The organism is Nonomuraea sp. NPDC005501, assembly GCF_040605905.1.
GTDB lineage: Bacteria > Actinomycetota > Actinomycetes > Streptosporangiales > Streptosporangiaceae > Nonomuraea.
Genome location: NZ_JBEXDT010000118.1, coordinates 1 through 24,228, shown reverse-complemented (window position 1 = coordinate 24,228; position 24,228 = coordinate 1). Strand labels below are relative to the sequence as shown.

Genomic DNA, 24,228 nt, shown 5'->3' with positions numbered 1-24,228 from the left:
TGGGAGAGTAGGTCACCGCCGGACAATCTTTTGATGGGGGTCCATGCGGGTCTGGCATTCGTGCCGGGCCTGTGTGGGCCCCTTTCGCATGCCCGAAGGCCGAATGAGGGCGTGCTCTTTTTCTTGCCGGCCCTCAGGAGAGGGCAATGGGTTGCTGCAGGGCCGGAACCAGTTGTTCGGCGTCAATCGCCGGGCGCTTGACCGCGCACGGCGACGGGTGGCGACCCACTTCAGTTCCCGGCCCCTTCGGCCGTGCACGTGCTCCGTGAAGGTACGTCAATCGCTGCGGCGGCGACTTCCATGGACACGCCGATGACCCCACGCCCACATCGCGCCGCCGTTCGTTGCACGGGCGGTGGAAAGGGTTGGTGTGGTCAGGGTTCCGGGGCGGTGTGTGGCCGGGGCGGGTGGTGGGGTCAGTAGGGTTGAGGGGTGGACTACCGTGCTGTTGAACGCGCGATCATGGAGCGAGGCGTCGAGTGGGACTTCGAGCCGACGCTCGATCGCATCGCCGCCCTGCTGGACCTCCTCGGCTCGCCCCAGCGGGCGTACCCGGTCATTCACATAGCGGGCACCAACGGCAAGACCAGTACCGCCCGTCTGACCGAGGCGCTGCTCCGGGAGCGTAATCTCCGCGTCGGCCGGTTCACCAGCCCGCACCTGGTGTCCATGCGCGAACGCATCACTGTCGACGGCGAGCCGTTGAGCGAGGAGCGGTTCGCGGAGGTCTACGAGGAGATCATCCCGTACGTCGAGCTGACCGACACGCAGGGCCGGCGCATCCAGTTCTTCGAGCTGCTCACCGCCATGGCGTTCGCGGCCTTCGCCGACACCCCGGTGGACGTCGCGGTGATCGAGGCCGGCATGGGCGGCTCCTGGGACGCGACGAACGTGGCCGACGGCACCGTCGCCGTCATCACGCCCATCTCCCTCGACCATACCGACCGGCTGGGCCCCGACATCCCGAGCATCGCCGGTGAGAAGGCCGGCATCCTCAAGCCCGGCGCCACCGCCGTTCTCGCCCAACAGGACCTGGAGGCGGCCGAGGTGCTGATGCGGCGGGCCGCCGACGTGGGCGCGGTCGTGGCGCGTGAGGGACTGGAGTTCGGGGTGCTGGCGCGCGAGGTGGCCATCGGCGGCCAGCTGCTGACGCTGCGCGGACTCAAGGGAACCTACGACGAGGTGTACCTGCCGCTCTACGGCGCCCACCAGGCGAGCAACGCGGTCACCGCACTGGCCGCCGTCGAGGCGCTGACCGGCGGCGACGACCCGCTGGACGTGGAGCTCGTACGGCAGGCGTTCACGCAGGCGTCGTCGCCGGGGCGGCTGGAGGTGCTCCGGCGCAATCCGACGGTCGTGGTCGACGCCGCCCACAATCCCGGAGGCATGCAGGCCACGATCGAGGCGGTGCACGAGGCGTTCGACTTCGCCAAGGTCGTCGGCGTCGTCTCCGTCATGCGGGACAAGGACGTCGACGGACTGCTGGAGCTCCTGGAGCCGGTGCTGGAGGAGATCATCGTCACCCGCAACTCCTCGCCCCGGTCGATGCCGGCCGAGGAGCTGGCACGGCTCGCCGAGCCGATCTTCGGGCCGGACCGCGTCCACCTCGTGGAACGTCTCGACGACGCCATCGACAGGGGCATCGGCATGGCCGACGCCGAGGGTGAGTTCAGCGGCACGGGTGTGCTCATCGTCGGGTCCGTGGTGACCGCCGGCGACGCCCGGCTGCTGCTGAAGGCGGACGGCGCGTGATGGCCGGCGGAGGGAAGAGCCTGCTGGGGTTCGAGGTCACCCCGGGCATGCGCCGGCTCGGGGCGAGCGTGCTGGGCATGGAGGCGATCGTCGCGGCGCTGGTCACCCCGGTCGCGATCAGCGTGAACGGCGTGCGGCCCGCGCTGGCCGTCACGGTCGGTATCGGGCTCGCCGTGCTGTGCGTGGTGGCTGCCGGCCTGCTCAAGAAGCCGATCGGCTACGTGCTCGGCAGTGTCGTGCAGGTGATCGCCATCGCGACAGGGTTCCTGGTCCCGACCATGTTCTTCCTCGGAGCGATCTTCCTCGCGTTGTGGATCACGGCGATATTCGTAGCTCGCCGTGTCGAAGGCGTGACTTCCCGCTAAAGTCGGCGAACATGGCCGTCCCCCCGATTCAGCGGTCCCCGAACCAACCGGCCACGGGACCCGACCCCGGCGCCACGTACCCGTGGTTCCTCGACACCGTGCTGGCGCTGCTCATCGTGGCCGCGCTGCCCCTGGCGATCGTCGCCATCCCCAACACCGTCTCCGTGGTCGGCGACCTGCTGCCCCCGGGGTTCGACCGGCTCGGGCTCATGCGCGCGCACGGCCTGGCCCTGCCGGCGATGATGCTGACCGTCCCGCTCGCCGCCGTGGCGCTGGGCAGGGTGAAGGTCGCCTACGTCCTGATCGCCGGCCTCGCGCTGCTGGCCGTGGCCGACGCGACAGGCGGTTACGCGGGCTCCACGTTCCTCGTCGGTGTGCTGCGCGTCGTCCACGGCGTGGGCGCCGGTCTGCTGCTCCCGGCCACGCTGGTGGCCGCCTGGGAGCGTCCGGCGGTGCTGCGCGCCGTCTGGTCGGGAGTGCTGGCCCTCAGCCTGCTCAGCGCCCAGGCACTCGCCCTGTGGCCGCTCGACGGGGTGAGCGACTGGAAGGTGACGCTCCAGCCGTACCCCATGCTGACCGGCGTCGCGCTGGTGCTTGCCGCCGCCTACCTGGTGCTGTGGCTGCAGTACGGCCGGCGGCCGACGCCGCGGCCCGAGCCCAGGGAGCGCAGCCGGCTGCTGCTGGCGACCATGCCGGCCGCGGGCATCGCCGTCGTGGCCATCAGCACCGCGAGCGAGGACTGGCGTCCCAACATCGTGATCCTGGTCGCCGTGCTCGCCGTGGGCGCGCTTCTCGCGCTCGCGTCCATCGGCACCCCCCGGGCGCGTTCGCTCGCGTACGTGATGGTCGCCGTCGGCGCCGTGGTGCTGCCGAGCATCGCGCAGGTGACGTACGTCGAGATGGGCGGGCTGGGCGGTCCGGGGCTGAAGGGACTGTGGGCGCCGTTCGCCGTGGCGGGCGCGCTTGCGGTGGCCGGCGCGGTGCTCGTCCGGCTGTTCGTCCGCGACGACGCGACCTGGCCGGAGCCGCTCGGGCTGCTGGCGATGGTGGTCGGCCTGTGCTCCGTGCGCGTGGTGGTGCCCGCCGCGGACGGGCGGGTGCTGGTCGTGCCCTTCACGCTGCTGGCTGTGGGTGCGGCCGTGGCCCTGACGGCGTCGCTGCGGCGGGCCGGGGTCGGGGCCGCGCTGTTCGGGCTGGCGCTGTGCTTTCCCGGCGTGCTGGCGGGCTACCTGCTGGGCAGCGGCGTGCAGATGGCCATGCTGCGCGGGGTGAGCTCGCCGCAGCAGCTCGTGGACCGGTTCGTGGGGGCGCTGCACATGTGGGCGCTGATCGGCGGGTTCCTGGTGGTGGCCGTCATCGTGCTGGCCGCGCTGCTGTCGCGGCGTGGGCCTGGCTCCGAGGGGGCGGGGGACGGCGATCCGGACGGGCCGTCCGGCTCCGGACAGCTGGCCGAGGCGGGACGGCTGCCCGGCTCGGAGGATCTTTCCGGCCCGGGGGATCTCCCCGAGCCGGGGCGGCTGGCCGAGTCGGAGCGGATGGCCGATGCCGACGTGGCCGGTGGTTCGTCGGGCGATGGGCATCGGTCCGATGCGGCTGACGGCTTCTCGCGGGACGGCGGCCTGGAGGTCGCTGGGGACGGCTCCGGAAACGGTGGCGTCGAGGTGGCTGGGGACGGCTCCGGAAACGGTGGCGTCGAGGTGGCTGGGGACGGCTCCGGAAACGGTGGCCTCGCGGTCGCCGGGGACGGCTCCGGCGACGGCGCTCGGCGGGCCGGTGCGGCGGCTGACGCCGCCTCTGCGACCGTCCCGTCGGGTGAGGACGTGCCGAGTGACGGGTCGGCCGGTGGCAGCGCGAGGAACGGGTCCGGCGGGCTCAGGAAGGGGTCCCTGGGCGCGTTCGAGGCGTCACCGGAAGTGAGCGGCACGGACGGCACGGAACCGCGTGACGGCGCTCTGAGGGGCACAGCGCGGGAGCGCGGCACGTCCGGGGAGATCTCTGGCGAGCCTCCGCGGGACGCGACCGACGAGGAGGATGCTCCCACCGGGGCGGTTCCCCGGGTACCCGCCTCCTCCATGCCCAACGGGGCGTCCGCGTGGAAGGGCGGCGTTCCGGCGCAGACACCCGCGCCGGGGCCCGCCGACGAGGCGGCATCCTCCGGCGCGCGGCGCGGGTCGCGAGGTGCCGGGGGCGGCGCGGGGAAGCGCCGCGGTACCGGCGCCGGTGAGGACGCCGGCCCCGCCGGGACCGAGCAGCGTCCGGCGGTCCCGCCGCCGACCGCCTCCCCGGAGGACGGCTCCCAGGCGTGAGGGCGTGGGACGGCTCCCGCCTTTCGGCGGCCGGGTGCCCGGCCGCCGTGGCCTGACGGTTGGTCGGTGCGCGCCGCGGCGTCGTTTGACGTGCGTGGTGTGTCCTCCCGTCGTCTGACGTGCGTGGGGTGTGCTCCGGTCGTGTGACGTGTCCCCGAGCGGGTGCCACCTGCGGTTGTGGCGGGCGTGGGTGCCGGTGCGCCAGGTGGCGGGTGCCGAAGCGCAGGTCTCCTGCACGACGTGAACATGTGCGCGAGCGGGTGCCACCCGGTCGCGGGACGCGGGGGCGTGAGTGCCGCTCCGACATGTGGCGCGTGCGGAAGAGGGCGTGGTTCGAGTCGCGGTGGGCCCCGTCAGGGCGTGCGGCGTGGGCGTGGGGTCCGAGGACGGTAAGCTGAGCCGCAGCTACAGCGACGCGAGGTCGTGCGTGCCGCGGAGCGTTCCCGGCGGAGTCATCCCGGCGTCCGTAGCCGCATCCGCGACCCCCAGACCCTGTTCAAAGGAGAACCTCAAGTGTCCGAGCGCACTCTTGTCCTGATCAAGCCCGACGGGGTGAAGCGCGGCCTCATCGGTGACGTGATCGCCCGCGTGGAGCGCAAGGGCCTCAAGGTCGTCGCGATGGACCTGCGCACCCTCGACGTCGAGACCGCCAAGGCGCACTACGCCGAGCACTCCGAGCGGCCGTTCTTCGGTGAGCTGGTCGAGTTCATCACCTCCGGCCCGCTCGTCGCCCTCGTGCTGGAGGGCCCGCGCGCGGTCGAGGCGTTCCGCGCCCTGGCCGGGCTCACCGACCCGGTGAAGTCGGCCCCCGGCACGATCCGCGGCGACCACGCCCTGGAGATCGGCGAGAACGTCGTCCACGGCTCCGACTCGCCCGAGTCCGCCGCCCGGGAGATCAAGATCTTCTTCCCGGACCGCTTCTGAGGAGCGCCGGAGGGCTCGCCGCCCTCCTCGGCAGAACCCGTTAGAACCCGTTAGAACCCGTGAGTGCCCGCCGGCCCCGTGCCGGGCGGGCATTTCGCGTTCTTGGCCTCTTTACTGTGCACTCTGCACTACCAGTTGGATTTCGGGCAAAAGGGGCTTGGCGGAGAGGCGGCAGGTTTTTTGTGGGGCGGCTGGGCTCGTTGCGACCCGCCTTGGGTACGTCACGTTACGATTCGAATTCGCTCTGTAGCGATTGGCGTACGATATTACGGAAGGCTCCGTTCCATGGGCAGCAAGCTCGCGTTCCTCGGCCGTGACATGGCGGTCGATCTCGGCACCGCCAACACGCTGGTGTACGTGCGCGGCCGTGGCATCGTGCTTAACGAGCCGTCGGTCGTCGCCGTCAACACCACCACCGGCAAGGTCATGGCGGTGGGCATCGAAGCCAAGCGGATGATCGGCCGCACACCAGGCCACATCCTGGCGGTCCGGCCGCTCAAGGACGGTGTGATCGTCGATTTCGAGGTGACGGAGCGGATGCTGCGCTACTTCATCCAGCGCGTGCACCGGCGGCACCACTTCGCCAAGCCGCGGGTGATCATCGCGGTGCCGAGCGGCATCACAAGCGTGGAGCAGCGGGCTGTGAAGGAGGCCGCCTACCAGGCGGGTGTGCGCAGGGTCTACATCGTCGAGGAACCGATGGCCGCGGCCATCGGTGCGGGGCTGCCGGTGCACGAGCCGACCGGGAACATGGTCGTCGACATCGGCGGCGGCACCACCGAGGTGGCGATCATCTCGATGGGCGGCGTGGTGACCAGCCAGTCGATCAGGATCGGCGGTGACGAGCTCGACCAGGCGATGATCACCTTTGCGAAGAAGGAGTACTCGCTCATGCTGGGCGAACGCACCGCCGAAGAGATCAAGATAGCGATCGGGTCAGCCTGGTCCGACGGCGACGACGCCCACGCCGAGATCCGCGGCCGCGACCTGTTGACGGGCCTGCCCAAGACGGTCGTGGTGTCGTCCGAGGAGATCCGCAAGGCCATCGAGGAGCCGATCAACTCCATCGTCGACGCGATCAAGTCCACGCTCGACAGGTGCCCGCCCGAGCTGTCCGGTGACCTGATGGACCACGGCATCGTGTTGACCGGCGGCGGAGCGCTGCTCAAGGGCATCGATGAGCGGATCAAGGTGGAGACGGGCATGCCGGTCCACCTGGCGGACAACCCCCTGGACTCGGTCGCCCTCGGATCGGGCCGGTGCGTGGAGGACTTCGAGGGACTCCAGCAGGTGCTCATGCCGGATTCGCGCGGCTGACTGCCATGAGGGACATCCACCGTGGCCGGATCATCCTCGGCGTCCTCGTGGCCGCGGCGCTCCTGGCCGCAACCGTGGACCAGCGCACCGGCGCCGCGTCCCCGTTCGTGCCGGTGCGCCAGGCGGGTGCGGGGGTGTTCGGCGTGGTCGAGCGGGCCGCCGGCTTCGTGACCCGGCCGGTAACCGGTTTCTTCGCGGCGCTCGCGAACGCCCCCGGCGCGCAGGACCAGGTCAGGCGGCTGAGGGCGGAGAACGCGCGGCTGCGCGCCGACCTGGTCGCGAGCTCGCTCGATCGGGTCCGCTCCGCCCAGCTCAAGCGCATGCTGGGCACGGCCTCCCGCGGCGGCTACGACATCCTGCCGGCCAACGTGATCGCGCGGCGTGGAACCCCCGGTTTCGAGGAGGCCGTCGAGCTCGATGTCGGCGCCGACGACGGTGTGCGCCCCGAGATGACCGTGATGAACGCCGACGGCCTCGTCGGACGGATCGTGCTGGCCGGCCCCCGCACGTCCACGGCGGTCCTCATCAGCGACCGGGGCTCGGCCACGGGAGCCAGGCTCGAGGGCGCCCAGGAGATCGGGGTGGTCCACGGGATGGGCCAGAACGGGCGGATCGTGCAGTTCCGGTTGCTCGACTCGACCGCACCGATGGCGCCTGGCGGGCGCATCGTCAGCTTCGGGTCGCAGCGTGGCGCGCCGTACGTGGCGGGTGTGCCGATCGGGGTGATCGAGCGGGTGGAGGCGACGCCGGGCGAGCTGACGCGGGTCGCGTTCGCGCGGCCGTACGCGGACCTGACGGCGCTCGACGTGGTCGGCGTGGTGCTGCGGGCCCCCCGGCGCGATCCGCGGGACGCGGTCCTGCCACCCAAGGAGAGGGCCGTCCCGCCGAAGCAGATGGCCGTCCCGCCCAAGGTAGGGGCCGTCCCGCCGAAGGAGGAGGAGAGAACACGATGACGCCTCTACTGCTCGTGCCGCTCGTCGTGCTGGCGCAGGTCATCCTGGTCAACCGGGTGCCGCTGCCAGGAGGCGGCACGCCCGACCTGGTGCTGCTGGCCGTGACAGGGCTTGCGATGACGCGCGCCCCTGCGGCGGGCGCGGTGCTCGGGTTCTGCGCCGGATTGCTGGTGGACATCATGCCGCCGGCCGCCCACCTGATGGGACAGTACGCGCTGGCGTTGGCGGTCGTCGGCTACGTCGCGGGACGCGGCGTCGGCAACCCCGTGGTGACGATCGCCGTGTGCGTACTGCTGGGCCCGTCGCTGGCCGTGGCCGTCGGCCTGCTGATCTCCGACCCGCGGGTGACCCTCACGATGCTGATCGAGCAGATGCCTCTCACGATCGCCTACACGATGATCCTCTCGCCCGTCGTCCTCTGGGCGACCGGTCGTGGCCGGGAGCCGGGGTACGCCACATGACCCGGATGCGTGCCCGGCTGTTCCTGCTGCACGTGCTCGTCCTGACCCTGCTGGTGGTGCTGGCCGTACGGCTGTGGCAGGTGCAGGTGGTGCGCGGGCAGGAGTTCGTGACCAGGGCGACCGAGACGAGGACGCGCACGGTGATCGAGCCCGCGGTGCGCGGGCAGATCCTCGACTCCTCCGGCCGGCCGCTGGTGCGCAACCAGACGGCGCTGGTGGTGTCGGTCGACAGGACCGCGCTGTCGCGCACTCCCGACGGCGGCGCGTCGGTGCTGCACAGGCTGAGCGCGGTGCTCGGCACGCCGGTCAAGAAGCTCAAGGAACGGATCCGGCCGTGCGGGCCCGGTGTGTCCCAGCCGTGCTGGACGGGCTCGCCGTACCAGCCGGTGCCCGTCGCGCAGAAGGCCGACACGCGGCAGGCGCTGCAGATCGTCGAACGTCAGGAGGACTTCCCGGGCGTCAGCGCCGAGATCCAGTCGGTACGGCAGTACCCCGGCGGCGAGGCGGGCGCCCAGATGCTCGGCTACCTGCAGCCGGTCACCGAGGCGGAGTTGGAGAAGCGCTCGGGGCTCAAGGCCGCCTACTCCGGCGTCGACCTGACCGGGCGCGACGGGCTGGAGGAGGTCTACGACGAGGCGCTGCGCGGCAAGCCGGGACTGCGCCGGGTGCAGGTGGACAGGATGGGCAAGGCCCTTGGTGTCGAGCAGCGGGTGCGACCGGTCAGCGGAGACCACCTGATCACCAGTATCGATGCCCGCGTGCAGGCCGTCGCCGAGCGGGCCCTGGCCCGGGCGATGCGCAACGCCCCGAAGGCCGACGGAGGCGCGGCCGTTGTGCTCGACGCGCGTACGGCGCGGGTGCTGGCTCTGGCCAGCGCGCCGGGCTACGACCCGGCGGTGTGGGCCGGCGGCATCTCGGCGAGCGGCTACCAGCGGCTGCTGTCGGAGAAGTCGGGCAAGCCGCTGGTGTCGCGGGCCATCAACGGGCAGTTCGCGCCCGGGTCGACGTTCAAGGTGTCGTCGGTCACGGCGATGCTACGGGCGGGCTACCCGCTGGAGGGCACTTACGACTGCCCGGGCTCCTACATGGTGGGCGACCGGGTGTTCAACAATTTCCACGGCATCGGGCTGGGCCCGATGAACCTGCACACCGCGCTGGTCAAGTCCTGCGACACGATCTTCTACCGGGGAGGGTACGAGCAGTACCTGCGTGACGGCGGGCGCGACCCCAAGAAGACCCCGAAGGAGGTGTTCGCCAACACCGCCAGAGCCTTCGGATTCGGCAGGCCGACCGGCATCGACCTGCCCGGCGAGTCGTCCGGCCGCATCCCCGACCGCAGATGGAAGAAGGAGATGTGGACGCTGACCAGCGGTACCACCTGTAAGCGGGCTCAGACCGGCTACCCGGAGGTGACCGACCGGGCGCGGGCCGACTTCCTCAAGCAGCTGGCCTACGAGAACTGCACCGAGGGCTTCCTGTTGCGGCCCGGAGACTCGGCCAACTTCGCGATCGGCCAGGGCGACGTGCTGGTGACGCCGCTTCAGCTGGCCCGCGCGTACGCGGCGCTGGTCCACGACGGCAAGCTGCGCAGCCCGCGCATCGGGTGGGCGCGGGTGCGGCCCGACGGCACGCTGGTCGAGACGTACGACGTTCCGGTGGTGGGGAAGCTGCCGCTCAGTGAGAAGGAGCGGCTCTACATCAAGGGCGCGCTCAGCGACGTCCCCTCCGACGGCACCGCGGCCGGGGCGTTCGCGGGCTTTCCGATGGACAAGGTGCGCATCGGCGGCAAGACCGGTACCGCGGAGGTGTGGGGCAAGGAGGACACCTCGTGGTTCGCGTCGTTCGCGCCGACGAACGATCCGCGGTTCGTGGTGGTGGCGATGGTGTCGCAGGGCGGGATGGGGGCGCAGACGGCGGCGCCCGTCGCGCGGGAGATCTACGAGGGCATCTACGGGTTGAAGGGGCCGGCGGCGCTGCCGGGCGGCAAGCCGGTGAGCAGGCTGCCGAGGTTCGCGCCCGACGGGACGGTGGCGCGGTGAGGGCACGGGTGACAGCGGGCGGGATGACGGGATGATGGCGGAGCGGGTGCTGAGGAGTGGCCAGGGCGGCTACGGCAGGCGGATGGCGGCCGCTCAGTCGTCGCTGTGGCGGCTCGACGGCCTGCTGCTGGTGGCGGTCGTCGGGCTGTGCGTCATCGGCACGCTGCTGGTGTGGTCGTCCACCCGTACGTGGGCGCCCGGCTCGACCGGCCTGGTCAAGAAGCACATGCTGAACCTCGGCATCGGGCTGGTGCTGTGCGCCATGACGACCGCGATCGACCATCGGGCCATGCGCGCCTACGCGCCGCTGGTGTACCTCGTCAGCCTGGTGGGGCTCGGGCTGGTGATCTCGCCGCTCGGGGCGACGATCAACGGGTCGCATTCGTGGATCCTGCTGGGCGGCGGGTTCGCGGTGCAGCCGTCGGAGTTCGCCAAGCTGGGGCTGCTGCTGATCCTGGCGATGCTCCTGGCGCAGCCGGCGGAGGGCTCCGACCGGCCGCGCCTGTTCGACGTCGTGCTGGCGCTGTCGGTGGCGGCGCTGACGCTGGGGATGGTGATGCTCCAGCCGGACCTCGGCACGGCGCTGGTGCTGGCCGTGATCACCGCCGCGGCGCTGGTCATCGGCGGCGTGCGCAAGCGGTGGATCGCGCTGCTGTCGCTCGTGGCCGCGACCGCGGTGTTCCTGGTGTTCCGGCTGCAGTTGCTGGAGCCGTACCAGATCGCGCGTTTCACCGCGTTCCTGGACCCGGGGGTCGACCCGCGCGGCGTCGGCTACAACAGCACGCAGTCGCTCATCGCGATCGGGTCCGGGCAGGTGTTCGGCAAGGGGTGGCTGCACGGCGGGCAGACCACCGGCCGGTTCGTGCCGGAGCAGCACACCGACTTCGTCTTCACGGTGGCGGGGGAGGAGTTCGGCTTCCTCGGTTCGGTGGCCATCGTGGCGCTGCTGGGCGTGGTGCTGCTGCGCGGGCTGCGGATCGCCCGGCAGTGCGACGACCGGTTCGGGTCGCTGGCGGCGGGCATGATCGTGTGCTGGTTCGCGTTCCAGACGTTCGTCAACATCGGGATGACCATCGGGATCATGCCGATCACGGGGCTGCCGCTGCCGTTCGTGTCGTACGGCGGCACGGCGACCTTCGCCAACCTCATGGCGGTCGGGTTGCTCCAGTCGATCAGGATCCGCGAGCAGACGTACAACTGACGCCGGGGCTTGGCCGCTCCCGCGCGCCGCTACCCTGGTCGTATGCCTGTCGAGTCGATTTTCCACCGTCTGGAAGCGCTGCTGCCCAAGGTGCAGAAGCCCATCCAGTACGTCGGGGGTGAGCTCAACTCGACCGTGAAGGACTGGGACGACGCCGACGTGCGCTGGGCGCTGATGTACCCGGACGCCTATGAGGTCGGCCTGCCCAACCAGGGCGTCGCGATCCTCTACGAGATCCTCAACGAGCTGCCCGCGACTCTCGCCGAGCGCACCTACGCCGTCTGGCCCGACCTCGAGGCGCTCATGCGCGCCGAGGGCGTGCCCCAGTTCACCGTCGACGCCCACCGCCCGGTGCGCGCCTTCGACGTGCTCGGCGTGTCGTTCTCCACCGAGCTCGGCTACACCAACATGCTCACCGCGCTCGATCTGGCCGGCATCCCGATGCTCGCCGTCGACCGCGGCGACGACGACCCGATCGTGCTCGCGGGCGGCCACGCCGCGTTCAACCCCGAGCCGATCGCCGGCTTCCTCGACGCGGCCGTGCTCGGCGACGGCGAGCAGATCGCCATCGCCGTCAGCGAGGTCATCCGCGAGTGGAAGGCCGAGGGGCGGCCCGGCGGGCGCGACGAGCTGCTGATGCGCCTGGCCGAGTCGGGCGGCGTCTACGTGCCCAAGTTCTACGACGTCGACTACCACCCCGACGGGCGCATCAAGCGGGTCGCGCCCAACCGGCCCGGCGTCCCGTGGCGCGTCCACAAACACACCGTCATGGACCTCGACGAGTGGCCGTACCCGAAGAAGCCGCTGGTGCCGCTCGCCGAGACGGTCCACGAGCGGTTCAGCGTGGAGATCTTCCGCGGCTGCACGCGCGGTTGCCGCTTCTGCCAGGCCGGCATGATCACGCGGCCGGTGCGCGAGCGGTCGATCACCACGATCGGCGCCATGGTGGACAACGGGATCAAGGAGTCCGGCTTCAACGAGGTCGGTCTGCTGTCGCTGTCCTCGGCCGACCACTCCGAGATCGGCGACGTCGCCAAGGGGCTGGCCGACCGGTACGAGGGCACCAACACCTCGCTGTCGCTGCCCTCCACCCGGGTCGACGCGTTCAACATCGACCTGGCCAACGAGTTCTCCCGCAACGGGCGGCGCTCCGGGCTGACCTTCGCCCCCGAGGGCGGGTCCGAGCGCATGCGCAAGGTGATCAACAAGATGGTCACCGAGGAGGACCTGATCCGCACCGTCACCACCGCCTACTCGCAGGGCTGGCGGCAGGTGAAGCTCTACTTCATGTGCGGGCTGCCGACCGAGACCGACGAGGACGTGCTCGGCATCGCCGACCTGGCCAAGAAGGTCATCAAGGCCGGCCGGGAGATCACCGGGTCGCGCGACATCCGCTGCACCGTGTCCATCGGCGGGTTCGTGCCCAAGCCGCACACGCCGTTCCAGTGGGCCGGCCAGGCCGACCACGAGACGGTCGACCGGCGGCTCAAGGCGCTGCGCGACTCGCTGCGCGGCGACAAGGAGTACGGCAGGGCCATCGGCTACCGCTACCACGACGGCAAGCCGTCCATCGTCGAGGGCCTGCTCTCGCGCGGTGACCGGCGGGTCGGCGCGGTCATCCGCGCCGTCTGGGAGGACGGCGGGCGCTTCGACGGGTGGAGCGAGCACTTCTCCTACGAGCGGTGGAGGGCCGCGGCCGAGCGGGCCGGGGTCGACGTCGACTGGTACACCGTGCGCGAGCGCGAGGAGAACGAGGTCCTGCCGTGGGATCACCTCGACGCCGGGCTCGACCGCGAGTGGCTCTGGCAGGACTGGCAGGAGGCCGTCTCCGGGGGCGAGGTCGAGGACTGCCGGTGGACGCCGTGCTACGACTGCGGCGTCTGCCCGACCATGGGCACCGAGATCCAGGTCGGTCCCACGGGCCGCAAGCTCCTTCCGCTCACGGTCGTCTGAGACAGCTCCCGGGCAGGTCTCCGGCACGGAGACCCGCCCGGGATTCTTTCCGGGGCGGGATTGCGGAGGGGACTGTCCCGAAGGGCGGGACCGGGTGTTTCCGGGCGGGTCCGGCGGGCGGCCGAGGTGCGTGCGAGCGGCCGGAAACCTGTTCCGGTCGCCGTTCCGGCACAGCACGGCGCACCGTTCCGGCGCGCTGGGTGCGCGGTCCGTGCCTCGCCGTACATGATCCTGAGCCGATCAGGCGTCAAAGCGGCTTATCCTGAACGAAGGAACTCTGACACGGGAAGGACGACAAAGCTCTGAAACCTGTTCCCGACGGGCCCCCGCCCGCGCCCACGGCGCAGCGCCTGCGTGTGCGCTACGCCAAGCGCGGCCGCCTGCGCTTCACCAGTCACCGCGACATCTCGCGGGCCGTCGAAAGGGCGGTCCGCCGTGCCGGGATTCCGGTGGCCTACAGCGCGGGCTTCTCGCCCCACCCGAAGATCTCCTACGCGGGCGCGGCACCGACCGGTGTCGCCAGCGAGGCCGAGTACCTCGAGATCGGCGTCACCACGCCGTGCGAGCCCGAGCGGGTCCGCGACGACCTCGACGGCTCGCTGCCGCCCGGGCTCGACGTGCTTGAGGTCGTCGAGGCGGGCCCGGGAGGGCTGGCCGAGCGCCTGGAGGCCTCCGAGTGGGAGGTGCGGATGCCCGGTGCGGATCCCGACCTCGCCGGGGTCGCGGTGGAGAAGTTCCTCTCCGCCGAGGCCGTGGAGGTCGAGCGCCTCACCAAGAAGGGCCCTCGCCGCTTCGACGCCCGTGAGGCCGTGCTGAGGCTGGCGATGTCCGAGGGATCCGAGGGGACAGGCAGAACCGCAGCTCAGGTGCCCGGACAGTCGTGTGTCATACTGCGCATGGTTGTTCGGCACATGACGCCTGCCGTTCGACCCGACGATGTGCTCGCAGGGCTGCGCCTTGTGGCCGACTTCGCGCCGCCGGTCCCCCCCGAGGTGACCAGGCTGGCGCAGGGGCCGCTGGACGTCGGCACCGGTGCGCTTGCCGACCCGTTCGACCTTGACCGCGAGACCACGCGCGGCGGCGAAGCGGGACCGACAGGTGAGCACGTCGCCGGTTAAGGGAGTGTCCCGCATGGGTGGGGCACGACCGCTGACAGGACTTGGCGCTCATGCCCCTTGGCGGGGGCGCGGGCGCACAACGAAACACGAGAGCTCCTGCGCGGCGCGGCGACGCGCCCGGGAGCTGACGGGAGAGCGCCCGCATGCTCGAGAACGAGCCCAAGACCGGGGTCACGGGCCCCGACGGCGAGACAACTGAACAGCCACGCACGACCACGCGACGCCGGGTCGCGAGCCGGCCCGCCGGGCCGCCGCCCGAGGTTCCCGACGAGCCCGCTCCGGTGACCGTCTCCGCGGCCGAGGCCGCGGCACGGGGTCCGGAGGGAGCCGCCGCGGGACAGGCCGGCCAGGGGGCCGTGCCGGGTACGGCCCAGGGGGCAGAGGGAAGCCCGGCCGAGGCCGCGGTCGCCGATGCCGTCGCGGGTGCCGCCTCCGGTGGCTCCGACGACGTCGCCGCGGACGCGGGCGCCGCAGAGGGCGAGAAGCCCAAGCGGACCAGGACCCGTTCGACGGCCACCGCCTCGCGCCGCCGCACCGGCAAAACGGCCGAGGACGCCGAGCCGGCCACCACGGGAGCGTCACCGGCCGGTGACGCCGCCGAGGCGTCCCTGACGCACGCCGGCGCCCCGGAGACGGGTGCGGCCGCGGGGCAGGACGCCGAGCGGGCCGCGCTGGACACCGCCGACCGTGTTCTCGCGGCGGAGGCGGGCCAGGACGCCGCCGAGAGCGGCGACACGACGCCGCGCGGTGCGGGTGGCACGCAGGACAGCGTCGATGACGCCGCCGAGGCCGCGCCGACGCGCCGCCGCCGTACCCGCAAGAAGGCGGAGCCGGAGGCAGCGGCCGAGGAGACGGCCGCCGCCGGCGCCTCGGGCACCGGCGACGAGAGCGGTGCGATCGGCGCGGAGACCGCCGCCACGACCCGCGGCCGGAGCACCCGCAGGCAGAGCGCCGCCACCCGGAGCGCCGCGACCCAGAGCGCCGCCACCCAGAGCGCCGACGACGAGGGCGAGGGCGACGACGAGGACATCCTCGACGTGCTGCCCGAGGACGAGCCGCTCGACGACGAGCCCGCCGGCGAGGACCTCGACGAGGACGGCGACCGGCCCAGCCTGCTCGCCGACCCGTTCGGGTTCTCCGCGCGCCGCTCCGACCAGCCGGGCGCCTCGTTCCGGCGCCCCTCCGCGATCTTCGCGCCGCTGTTCCAGGCGCCCGACCCGAGCCAGGCCGTACGTCCGGAGCCCGCGCGCCCCGAGCCGGCGCGTGCCGAGACCCAGCGGCCCGAGCCCGAGCCGGACGCCGACGAGGACGAGGCCGCCGAGGCGGTCACCGACGACGTCGACTCCTCTGACGACTCCGACCAGGAGGAGGAAGAGGGCGGCAGCCGCCGCCGGCGCCGCCGCAGGGGCGGCCGGGGCCGCGGCAAGGCCCGCGAGCGCGACGACGCCGACTCCGAGGACTCGGACGAGTCCGACGACGACGGCGAGGACGACCAGCCCGAGGAGCAGCAGGAGGAGGACAGCTCCGGCTCGCGCCGCCGGCGCCGCCGCCGCAGGCGCGGCTCCGACGACGGGGGCGCCGAGCCGGCCGGCGACGACCCGCCCAACACGGTCGTCCGCATCCGCGCGCCCCGCTCGGGTCGCGCCGCCCTGGTCGACACCTCCGCCGACGGCGTGCAGAGCGTGCGCGGGTCGACCCGGCTGGAGGCCAAGAAGCAGCGCCGCCGCGAGGGCCGCGAGCTGGGCCGCCGCCGCCCGCCGATCATCACCGAGTCGGAGTTCCTGGCGCGTCGCGAGGCGGTCGACCGGATGATGGTGGTGCGCCGCCAGGGCGACCGCACGCAGATCGCGGTGCTGGAGGACGGCGTCCTCGTCGAGCACTACGTCAACCGTGAGGCCAGCCAGTCGTACGTCGGCAACGTCTACCTCGGCAAGGTGCAGAACGTCCTGCCGTCGATGGAGGCGGCGTTCGTCGACATCGGCAAGGGCCGCAACGCCGTCCTGTACGCCGGAGAGGTGAACTTTGACACCGCCGGACTGGAGGGGCAGCCCAAGCGGATCGAGGTGGCGCTGAAGTCCGGCCAGTCGGTGCTGGTGCAGGTCACCAAGGACCCGATCGGCCACAAGGGCGCCCGCCTGACCTCGCAGATCAGCCTGCCCGGCCGTTACCTGGTCTACGTGCCCGACGGCTCGATGACCGGCATCAGCCGCAAGCTGCCCGACAAGGAGCGCACCCGGCTCAAGAGCATCCTGAAGAAGGTCATGCCGGAGAACGCGGGCGTGATCGTGCGCACCGCGGCCGAGGGCGCCTCCGAGGACGAGCTGGCCCGCGACGTCGCCCGCCTGTCGGCGCAGTGGGAGAACATCCAGAAGAAGGCCAAGTCGGCGAGCCCGCCCGAGCTGCTGTCGGCCGAGCCGGACCTGACCGTGCGCGTGGTGCGCGACGTCTTCAACGAGGACTTCAGCTCGCTCGTCGTGCAGGGCGAGGGGGCGTGGGAGACGGTCGAGGAGTACGTCAAGTACGTCGCCCCGCACCTGGAGGAGCGGCTGTCGCGCTGGGACGGCGACCAGGGTGACGTGTTCGAGTCGTACCGGATCGACGAGCAGCTGTCCAAGGCGATGGAGCGCAAGGTGTGGCTGCCCAGCGGCGGCTCGCTGGTGATCGACCGCACCGAGGCGATGACCGTCGTCGACGTCAACACCGGCAAGTTCACCGGTCAGGGCGGCAACCTCGAGGAGACCGTCACCCGCAACAACCTGGAGGCGGCCGAGGAGATCGTCCGCCAGCTCAGGCTCCGCGACATCGGCGGCATCATCGTCATCGACTTCATCGACATGGTGCTGGAGTCCAACCGTGACCTGGTGCTGCGGCGCATGCTGGAGTGCCTGGCCCGCGACCGGACCAAGCACCAGGTGGCCGAGGTCACCTCGCTCGGCCTGGTGCAGATGACGCGCAAGCGGGTCGGTCAGGGGCTGCTGGAGGCGTTCTCGACGCCGTGCGAGTGCTGCAACGGGCGTGGGCTCATCGTCTCCACGGAGCCGGTGGAGTCCAAGCCGGAGCCGCGCGGCACACAGGGCAAGATGGCTGTCGAGAAGGCTGTGACGGACAAGCTGGGCGACAGGGGCCATGGTGACAAGAGCCATGGTGACAAGAGCGGGGACAAGGTTTCCGCGGCCAAGGACTCCTCCGGCCGTGATACCGTGACCGGTGCGCTTGATGACGTCCCTGCTGAGGATGACCAAGCGGGCCAGTCTTCCGGCAGGGGGCGGCGACGCTCCCGCCGAGCCAAGTCCGCCGAGTAGCCCCCTGAGTGGCTGCTCGAAGGACTGTCCGACGATCCGTCCGGTTCGCCTAGGGCACCGTTAATCCGGTACTCTTGTGGATCGGTGCGTCAGGTGACGTGCCCTGTTGGCGCGCCCACTCGGTTCGTTGGTTCCAGACAAATGCGAGTGCAGGCGCAGCACTCGGCAGTCAACGGCCGCCCCGTCCGGGACGGCCGTGGATCGCAACAGTAGACAGTAGAAGGGTTCCGCGGTGTACGCGATCGTTCGTTGCGGCGGCAGGCAGCAGAAGGTCTCCGTCGGTGACGTCCTCGAGGTGGACAAGGTCGCCGGCGAGGTCGGCTCTTCGATTTCGCTGCCGACGGTGCTCGTCGTCAACGACGGCGATGTGACCACGGAGGCGGGCAAGTTCACGGTCGCCGCCGAGATTCTCGGCGAGACCAAGGGTCCGAAGATCCGCATTCTCAAGTACAAGAACAAGACCGGTTACAAGAAGCGCCAGGGTCACCGCCAGCGGTACACCCAGGTGAAGATCACCGGTATCGACCAGGCCTGATCGGGAGTTTGAGAGATGGCACACAAGAAGGGCGCGTCGTCCACCCGGAACGGCCGTGACTCCAACGCTCAGCGCCTGGGCGTCAAGCGCTTCGGCGGCCAGCTGGTCAACGCGGGCGAGATCATCGTCCGTCAGCGTGGCACCCACTTCCACCCCGGCGACAACGTCGGCCGTGGTGGCGACGACACGCTGTTCGCGCTGACCGCGGGTCACGTGCAGTTCGGCGTCAAGCGTGGCCGCAAGGCCGTGAGCATCGTCCCGGTCGCGGAGTAATCCGCAGCCGAACGGCGTTACCAAGGGGTGGATCGGTTCGTCGATCCGCCCCTTCGTGTTGTCCGGCCCATCCGTGCCTGCCGCGTCCCCCGGGCCGGCCCCGGCGAGGGCCGAGCGCGGGACGAGCGCGGACGAGCACGCGATGAGCGCGGGACGAGCACGCAAGGCAAGACAGAACCCCCGGACGGGGGCGTGAGGAGAGGCGGACATGCCGGACTTCGTGGACCAAGTGGTCCTGCACGTCAGGGCTGGTGACGGAGGGAACGGCTGCGCCTCCATCCACCGGGAGAAGTTCAAGCCGCTCGGCGGCCCCGACGGGGGCAACGGCGGCCGGGGCGGTGACGTGATCCTGGAGGTGGACCCCAACACCTCGACCCTGCTCGACTACCACCACCGCCCGCACCGCAAGGCCGACAACGGCAAGCAGGGGCAGGGCTCCAACCGTGACGGCGCCAACGGCGGCGACGTCGTCCTGCCGGTGCCCAACGGCACCGTCGTCAAGAACGCCGACACGGGCGAGGTGCTGGTGGACCTCGTCGGTTCGGGCACCCGGTACGTGATCGCGCACGGCGGCCACGGCGGCCTCGGCAACGCCGCGCTGGCCAGCACGAAGCGCAAGGCCCCGGGGTTCGCGCTGCTCGGCGAGCCGGGCGACGGGCTGGACGTCATGCTGGAGCTCAAGAGCGTCGCCGACGTCGCGCTGGTCGGCTTCCCCAGCGCCGGCAAGTCGTCGCTGATCGCGGCGCTGAGCGCGGCCCGGCCGAAGATCGCCGACTACCCGTTCACCACGCTGGTGCCGAACCTCGGCGTCGTCACCACCGGCGACACCGTCTTCACGGTCGCCGACGTGCCCGGGCTGATTCCGGGCGCCTCGCAGGGCAAGGGCCTCGGCCACGAGTTCCTGCGCCACGTCGAGCGGTGCGACATGCTGGTCCACGTCATCGACTGCGCCACGATGGAGCCCGGCCGCGACCCCGTCACCGACTACGAGGTGATCGAGGCGGAGCTGGAGGCGTACGGCAAGCTGGAGGACCGCCCGCGCATGGTGGTGCTCAACAAGGCCGACGTGCCCGACGCCCAGGAGCTGGCCGAGCTGGTCAAGCCGGACTTCGAGGCGCGCGGGCTCCAGGTGTTCACGGTGTCGGCCGCCACTCACGCCGGGCTGCGCGAGCTGACGTTCGCGATGGGCGAGTGGGTCGCCGCCGCACGTGCCAACCGCCCGGTCGAGGAGCCCACCCGCCTGGTGATCAGGCCGCGGCAGCTCGGTGAGACCGGGTTCGCGGTCCGCAAGGTCAACGACAACCTGTTCCAGGTCACGGGTGAGAAGCCCGAGCGCTGGATCCGGCAGACCGACTTCAGCAACGACGAGGCCGTCGGCTACCTGGCCGACCGGCTGGAGCGGCTCGGCGTCGAGGAGCAGCTGGTCAAGGCCGGCGCGACCGCCGGCGCCGAGGTGGTCATCGGCCCCATGGAAGGCGGCTACGTCTTCGACTGGCAGCCCACGCTGCACGCCGAGTCCGTCCGCACGGGTCCTCGCGGCACCGACAGCAGGCTGGGCTAGGGGACCTCTCCCTGCGGCGGAGCAGCGCCCGGCCCCGCTCCCCGCTGACCCCGCCGCCCGGCTTCGCCCGCCGGGCTCGCGGGAGACGCGCGGATCGGGGCCGCCGGCCTCGGATAGGCTTCCAGATGTGCGCGAACGGATCAGCTCAGCGTCGAAGGTCGTCGTCAAGGTCGGCTCCTCCTCGCTGACCACCCCGCAGGGAACGATCGACGTGGACCGGGTCGACGCGCTGGTCGACGTCCTCGCCGCGCGCCGCCGTACGGGCACGCAGCTCGTGCTGGTCTCCTCGGGGGCGATCGCGGCGGGCCTCGGCCCGCTCGGGCTGTCCGCGCGCCCGCGCGACCTGGCCACGCAGCAGGCCGCCGCCTCCGTCGGCCAGGGCGTGCTCGTCGCCCGCTACACCTCCTCCTTCGCCCGGTACGGCCTGCGCGTCGGCCAGGTGCTGCTGACGGCCGACGACATGATGCGCCGCGCCCACCACGCCAACGCCCAGCGCACCCTCAACCGGCTGCTGGAGCTCGGCATCGTGCCGATCGTCAACGAGAACGACACCGTCGCCACCGACGAGATCCGCTTCGGCGACAACGACCGGCTGGCGGCGCTGGTCACCCACCTCGTCCACGCCGACGCGCTGGTGCTGCTGTCCGACGTGGACGCCCTCTACGACGGCCCGCCGAGCCGCAGCGGCGCCAAGCGGCTGGCCGAGGTGCGCGGCCCCGAGGACCTGGCCGGCGTCGAGCTGGGCAGGAACGGCGCGGCCGTCGGCACCGGCGGCATGGTGACCAAGGTCCAGGCGGCGCGCATCGCCACCGGCGCGGGCGTGCCGGTCGTGCTGACGGCCGCCGCGCACGCCGCGCAGGCCCTGGCCGGCGCCGACGTCGGCACCTACTTCCACCCGGGCGGCCGGCACCCCGGCACCCGGCTGCTCTGGCTGGCGCACGCCACGACCGGCCGGGGGCGGCTATACCTCGACGACGGCGCGGTCGAGGCCATCGTGGCGCGCCGCAAGTCGCTGCTGCCGGCGGGCGTCACCTCCGTGGAGGGCGAGTTCGCCGCGGGCGACCCGGTCGACCTGTGCGCGCCGCGCGGCGCGGTGGTGGCGCGCGGGCTGGTCAACTTCGACGCCGGCGAGATCCCGGGCCTGCTGGGCCGCTCCACGCGCGAGCTGGCCAGCGAGCTGGGTCCGGAATATGAACGCGAGCTGATCCACCGCGACGACATCGTCATACTGGAGTCCCACAACTGACTGCCCCCGCCCCCGGCCGCACCGCGGCGGGGAGGGACGAGGGCCGGGTGGGGGGCGTCGGGAGCCGGCGCCTCTCAAGCGGCACGACAACGAGGAGCACGTGATGTCCGAGGAGTTCCTGAAGGTCGCCCGCGCGGCACGAGAGGCCGCCGCCGAGCTGGCCCCGCTGCCGCGGGCGCCGAAGGACCGGGCGTTGCGCGCCGTCGCCGACGCCCTGGTGGCCCACGCCGCGGAGATCATCGAGGCGAACGCCGAGGACGTCGAGCAGGCCCGCGCACAGGGCACGGCCGAGGCGATGATCGACCGGCTGCGGCTCGACGAGAGCCGGATCCGGTCCGTGGCCGAGGCGGTGCGGCAGGTGGCCGACCTGCCCGACCCGGTGGGCGAGGTCGTGCGCGGCTCCACGCTGCCCAACGGACTGGAACTGCGGCAGCTCAGGGTGCCGCTCGGCGTCATCGGCATCATCTACGAAGGCCGCCCCAACGTGACCGTCGACGCGGCGGCGCTCTGCCTCAAGAGCGGGAACGCGGTGCTGCTGCGCGGCTCCTCCAGCGCCTACTCCTCCAACACCGCGCTGGTGCGGGTCATGCAGGAGGCGCTCGCGGACACCGAGGTGCCGGCCGGGGCCGTGCAGCTCGTGCCGGGGCTCACCCGCGACTCGGTCAAGGAGCTGATGCGGGCGCGCGGACTGGTCGACGTGCTCATCCCGCGTGGCGGCGCCTCGCTGATCAACTCGGTGGTCGAGGAGTCCACGGTGCCGGTGATCGAGACCGGCGTGGGCAACTGCCACGTGTACGTGGACGCCGACGCCGACCTCGACCTGGCCGTGGAGATCCTGGTCAACGCCAAGGCCCAGCGGCCGTCGGTGTGCAACGCGGCCGAGACGCTCCTGGTGCACGCCGGCATCGCGGACACGTTCGTGCCCATGGCGCTGCGGGCCCTGAAGGAGGCCGGCGTGACCGTCCACGGCGACGACCGCGTGGCCCGTCTGGGCGAGGTCGTGCCGGCCACCGAGGACGACTTCCGTGTCGAGTACCTCTCGCTGGACATCGCCGCGGCCGTCGTCGACTCGCTGGAGGACGCCGTGGCCCACATCCGGGAGTACGGCTCGGGGCACACCGACGCGATCGTCACCCGGTCCCAGGGGGCCGCCCGCCGGTTCGTGTCGCTGGTCGACTCGGCGGCCGTGGCGGTCAACGCCTCCACCCGGTTCACCGACGGCGGGGAGTTCGGGTTCGGCGCGGAGATCGGCATCTCCACGCAGAAGCTGCACGCGCGCGGCCCGATGGGGCTGCCCGAGCTGACCTCCACCAAGTGGGTCTACACCGGCGAGGGTCACCTGCGCACCTCCGAGGGCACGGTCATCGCCGGGTCAGGCCGCTGACCCGATACGGCAGGCGGCGGCGTGTCGGCGTGGCCGCCGGGGGCGATCGCGATGGGCTGGGCGCATGGAGCTGCTCATCGCCCTGGCCTCCGCCGCCGCTGTGATCGCCGGCGCCGACCGTCTGATGCTGTGGCTGGAGGGCCGCGGTCACGTCCGCTGGCGTCGCAGCGGGCGTCCCGACCTGTCCCGCGAGCCGCTGGCGGAGTTCGACGCGCTGCTGGACCGGCGCTCCGATCGTTAGCGGTCGCGGTGGCGCGCCGGTTCGGGCGCGCCGTCCGCGGGAAGCGAAAGTCTCGGCGCGCCTCGGACATCCCCGGCCCTTCCGGCGCTAGGGTTGTGCCCCTTATGGGCGCGCCGAGCAGGGAGGGACGGTGAGCAAGCTCGGCAAGGTCGGGCCGTACACCTTGCTCGAGCGGCTGGGCCGTGGGGGCATGGGCGAGGTCTACCTCGCCGGCTCCCGGCGCGGCGAGCGGGTCGCGCTCAAGGTGCTGCACGAGCTCACCCAGGATGATTCGTCCAGGATTCGGCTGGAACGCGAAGTTCGTGCTCTCCGCCGGGTCGAGAGCCCGTACGTCGCCAGGGTGCTCGACGCCGACCTCGGCTGCGCCCGGCCGTACCTCGTCATGGAGCACATCGAGGGCGTCACGCTCCTCGACCGGGTCCGCCAGGACGGGCCCCTCGACATGGCGCAGCTCGTGGACATGGCGCAGGGCATCGCCGCCGCCCTGGCGATCATCCACGCGGCCGGCGTGGTCCACCGCGACCTGAAGCCGGCCAACATCATCATGGGCGCCGAGGGCCCGGTTCTCATCGACTTCGGCATCGCGCAGGTGCACGACGCCACCCGGCTCACCATGACCGGCACCTTCCTCGGCACGCCCGGCTACACCGCGCCGGAGATCTTCGCCGACGAGCAGGTCGACTCGCCTGCCGACATCCACGCCTGGGCGGCGACGGTGGCGTTCGCGGCGACGGGGCGGCCGGCGTTCGGGCGGGGCACGGCCGAGGCGCAGATGTACGCGGTGCTGAACGGCCAGGCCGACCTCAAGGGCGTGCCCGTGGCGCTGCTGCCGCTGGTGCGCGCGGCGCTCAACCGCGAGCCCGGCAAGCGTCCCACGGCCGCGCTGCTGGCCGACCGGCTGTCCCGGCTGGCCCGGGTGACCGGAGGGCCCGGCTCGGGCTCGGCGCCGAAGGGTCTGCTCGCGGCCCCCGTGGCCGAGGAGACGCGCGGCCGTGCCGCTGACGACGCCAAGCCCCCGCGCAAGACGGGGGAGGAGGGCCGGGGCCCCCGGCCTCGCGTGGGCGGCGACACGGGCCCCCGCGCCCGTTCCGGCGCCGACACGGGACCGCGGACCGGCGACTCCGGGCCACGTCCGCGCACCGGCGGCGACCCGGGAGCCCGCGGCCGGTCGGGCGGCGAGATTCAGGACGGCAAGGTCCCGTCGCCGCGCGGACGCGCGGGTGGTGAACGCCAGCGCGGTCGGGAACACACCCAGGTACACCATGTTGAGCGTCGCGGACAGCGGAGCCCGGGCCGC

At 72.1% G+C, this 24,228-nt stretch carries 19 protein-coding genes; all 19 read left to right on the top strand.

The window, feature by feature from the left end:
* Positions 1–462: 462 nt before the first annotated feature.
* Positions 463–1,752, top strand: a complete 1,290-nt coding sequence (locus tag ABZS51_RS37440) for a folylpolyglutamate synthase/dihydrofolate synthase family protein (protein WP_310717330.1) — start codon at positions 463–465, stop codon at positions 1,750–1,752.
* Entirely contained in the window at positions 1,752–2,117 is a 366-nt protein-coding gene (locus ABZS51_RS37435; protein ID WP_355451556.1) for a DUF4233 domain-containing protein, read from the top strand. Before ABZS51_RS37440 ends, ABZS51_RS37435 begins: the two co-directional genes overlap by 1 nt.
* A gap of 11 nt (positions 2,118–2,128) precedes the next feature.
* The gene (locus ABZS51_RS37430; RefSeq protein ID WP_355451553.1) at positions 2,129–4,423 is read left to right on the top strand and encodes a hypothetical protein; all 2,295 of its coding nucleotides are present in this window, start codon (positions 2,129–2,131) and stop codon (positions 4,421–4,423) included.
* A gap of 513 nt (positions 4,424–4,936) precedes the next feature.
* Positions 4,937–5,347: a nucleoside-diphosphate kinase gene (gene ndk, locus ABZS51_RS37425; protein ID WP_310717314.1), complete on the top strand. Its 411-nt coding sequence runs from the start codon at positions 4,937–4,939 to the stop codon at positions 5,345–5,347.
* Positions 5,348–5,632: 285 nt separating this feature from the next.
* On the top strand, positions 5,633–6,664 hold the full coding sequence (locus ABZS51_RS37420) for a rod shape-determining protein (protein WP_355451550.1): 1,032 nt from the start codon (positions 5,633–5,635) through the stop codon (positions 6,662–6,664).
* A 5-nt stretch (positions 6,665–6,669) separates the two neighbouring features.
* Positions 6,670–7,617: a rod shape-determining protein MreC gene (gene mreC, locus ABZS51_RS37415; RefSeq protein ID WP_355451547.1), complete on the top strand. Its 948-nt coding sequence runs from the start codon at positions 6,670–6,672 to the stop codon at positions 7,615–7,617.
* A complete protein-coding gene (mreD, locus tag ABZS51_RS37410; RefSeq protein WP_355451544.1) occupies positions 7,614–8,078 on the top strand; it encodes a rod shape-determining protein MreD in 465 nt (154 codons plus the stop codon). Before mreC ends, mreD begins: the two co-directional genes overlap by 4 nt.
* Positions 8,075–10,117 (top strand): penicillin-binding protein 2, encoded by a 2,043-nt coding sequence (mrdA, locus tag ABZS51_RS37405; RefSeq protein ID WP_355451541.1) that lies wholly within the window; start codon positions 8,075–8,077, stop codon positions 10,115–10,117. The genes mreD and mrdA overlap by 4 nt, the downstream gene beginning before the upstream one ends.
* Before the next feature lie 31 nt (positions 10,118–10,148).
* Positions 10,149–11,318, top strand: coding sequence for a rod shape-determining protein RodA (gene rodA, locus ABZS51_RS37400; RefSeq protein ID WP_355451538.1), 1,170 nt, complete (start codon positions 10,149–10,151; stop codon positions 11,316–11,318).
* 42 nt (positions 11,319–11,360) lie between these two features.
* Positions 11,361–13,271 carry a TIGR03960 family B12-binding radical SAM protein gene (locus ABZS51_RS37395; RefSeq protein ID WP_310717320.1) on the top strand — a complete coding sequence of 637 codons (1,911 nt, stop codon included), beginning with the start codon at positions 11,361–11,363 and terminating at the stop codon, positions 13,269–13,271.
* 356 nt (positions 13,272–13,627) lie between these two features.
* The gene (locus ABZS51_RS37390; RefSeq protein ID WP_310717321.1) at positions 13,628–14,389 is read left to right on the top strand and encodes a TIGR03936 family radical SAM-associated protein; all 762 of its coding nucleotides are present in this window, start codon (positions 13,628–13,630) and stop codon (positions 14,387–14,389) included.
* Positions 14,390–14,532: 143 nt separating this feature from the next.
* Positions 14,533–17,691, top strand: a complete 3,159-nt coding sequence (locus ABZS51_RS37385; RefSeq protein WP_355451533.1) for an Rne/Rng family ribonuclease — start codon at positions 14,533–14,535, stop codon at positions 17,689–17,691.
* 232 nt (positions 17,692–17,923) lie between these two features.
* Positions 17,924–18,226 carry a 50S ribosomal protein L21 gene (rplU, locus tag ABZS51_RS37380; RefSeq protein WP_310717323.1) on the top strand — a complete coding sequence of 101 codons (303 nt, stop codon included), beginning with the start codon at positions 17,924–17,926 and terminating at the stop codon, positions 18,224–18,226.
* Positions 18,227–18,241: 15 nt separating this feature from the next.
* Entirely contained in the window at positions 18,242–18,499 is a 258-nt protein-coding gene (rpmA, locus tag ABZS51_RS37375; protein WP_310717324.1) for a 50S ribosomal protein L27, read from the top strand.
* A 208-nt stretch (positions 18,500–18,707) separates the two neighbouring features.
* Positions 18,708–20,060: a GTPase ObgE gene (gene obgE, locus ABZS51_RS37370; RefSeq protein ID WP_310717325.1), complete on the top strand. Its 1,353-nt coding sequence runs from the start codon at positions 18,708–18,710 to the stop codon at positions 20,058–20,060.
* Between the two features lie 127 nt (positions 20,061–20,187).
* Positions 20,188–21,306: a glutamate 5-kinase gene (gene proB / locus ABZS51_RS37365; RefSeq protein ID WP_355451528.1), complete on the top strand. Its 1,119-nt coding sequence runs from the start codon at positions 20,188–20,190 to the stop codon at positions 21,304–21,306.
* 103 nt (positions 21,307–21,409) lie between these two features.
* Positions 21,410–22,690, top strand: a complete 1,281-nt coding sequence (locus ABZS51_RS37360; protein ID WP_355451526.1) for a glutamate-5-semialdehyde dehydrogenase — start codon at positions 21,410–21,412, stop codon at positions 22,688–22,690.
* Between the two features lie 64 nt (positions 22,691–22,754).
* The gene (locus ABZS51_RS37355; RefSeq protein WP_355451523.1) at positions 22,755–22,931 is read left to right on the top strand and encodes a hypothetical protein; all 177 of its coding nucleotides are present in this window, start codon (positions 22,755–22,757) and stop codon (positions 22,929–22,931) included.
* Between the two features lie 130 nt (positions 22,932–23,061).
* The coding region (locus tag ABZS51_RS37350) for a protein kinase (RefSeq protein WP_355451520.1) at positions 23,062–24,228 on the top strand (1,167 nt) is incomplete at its 3' end.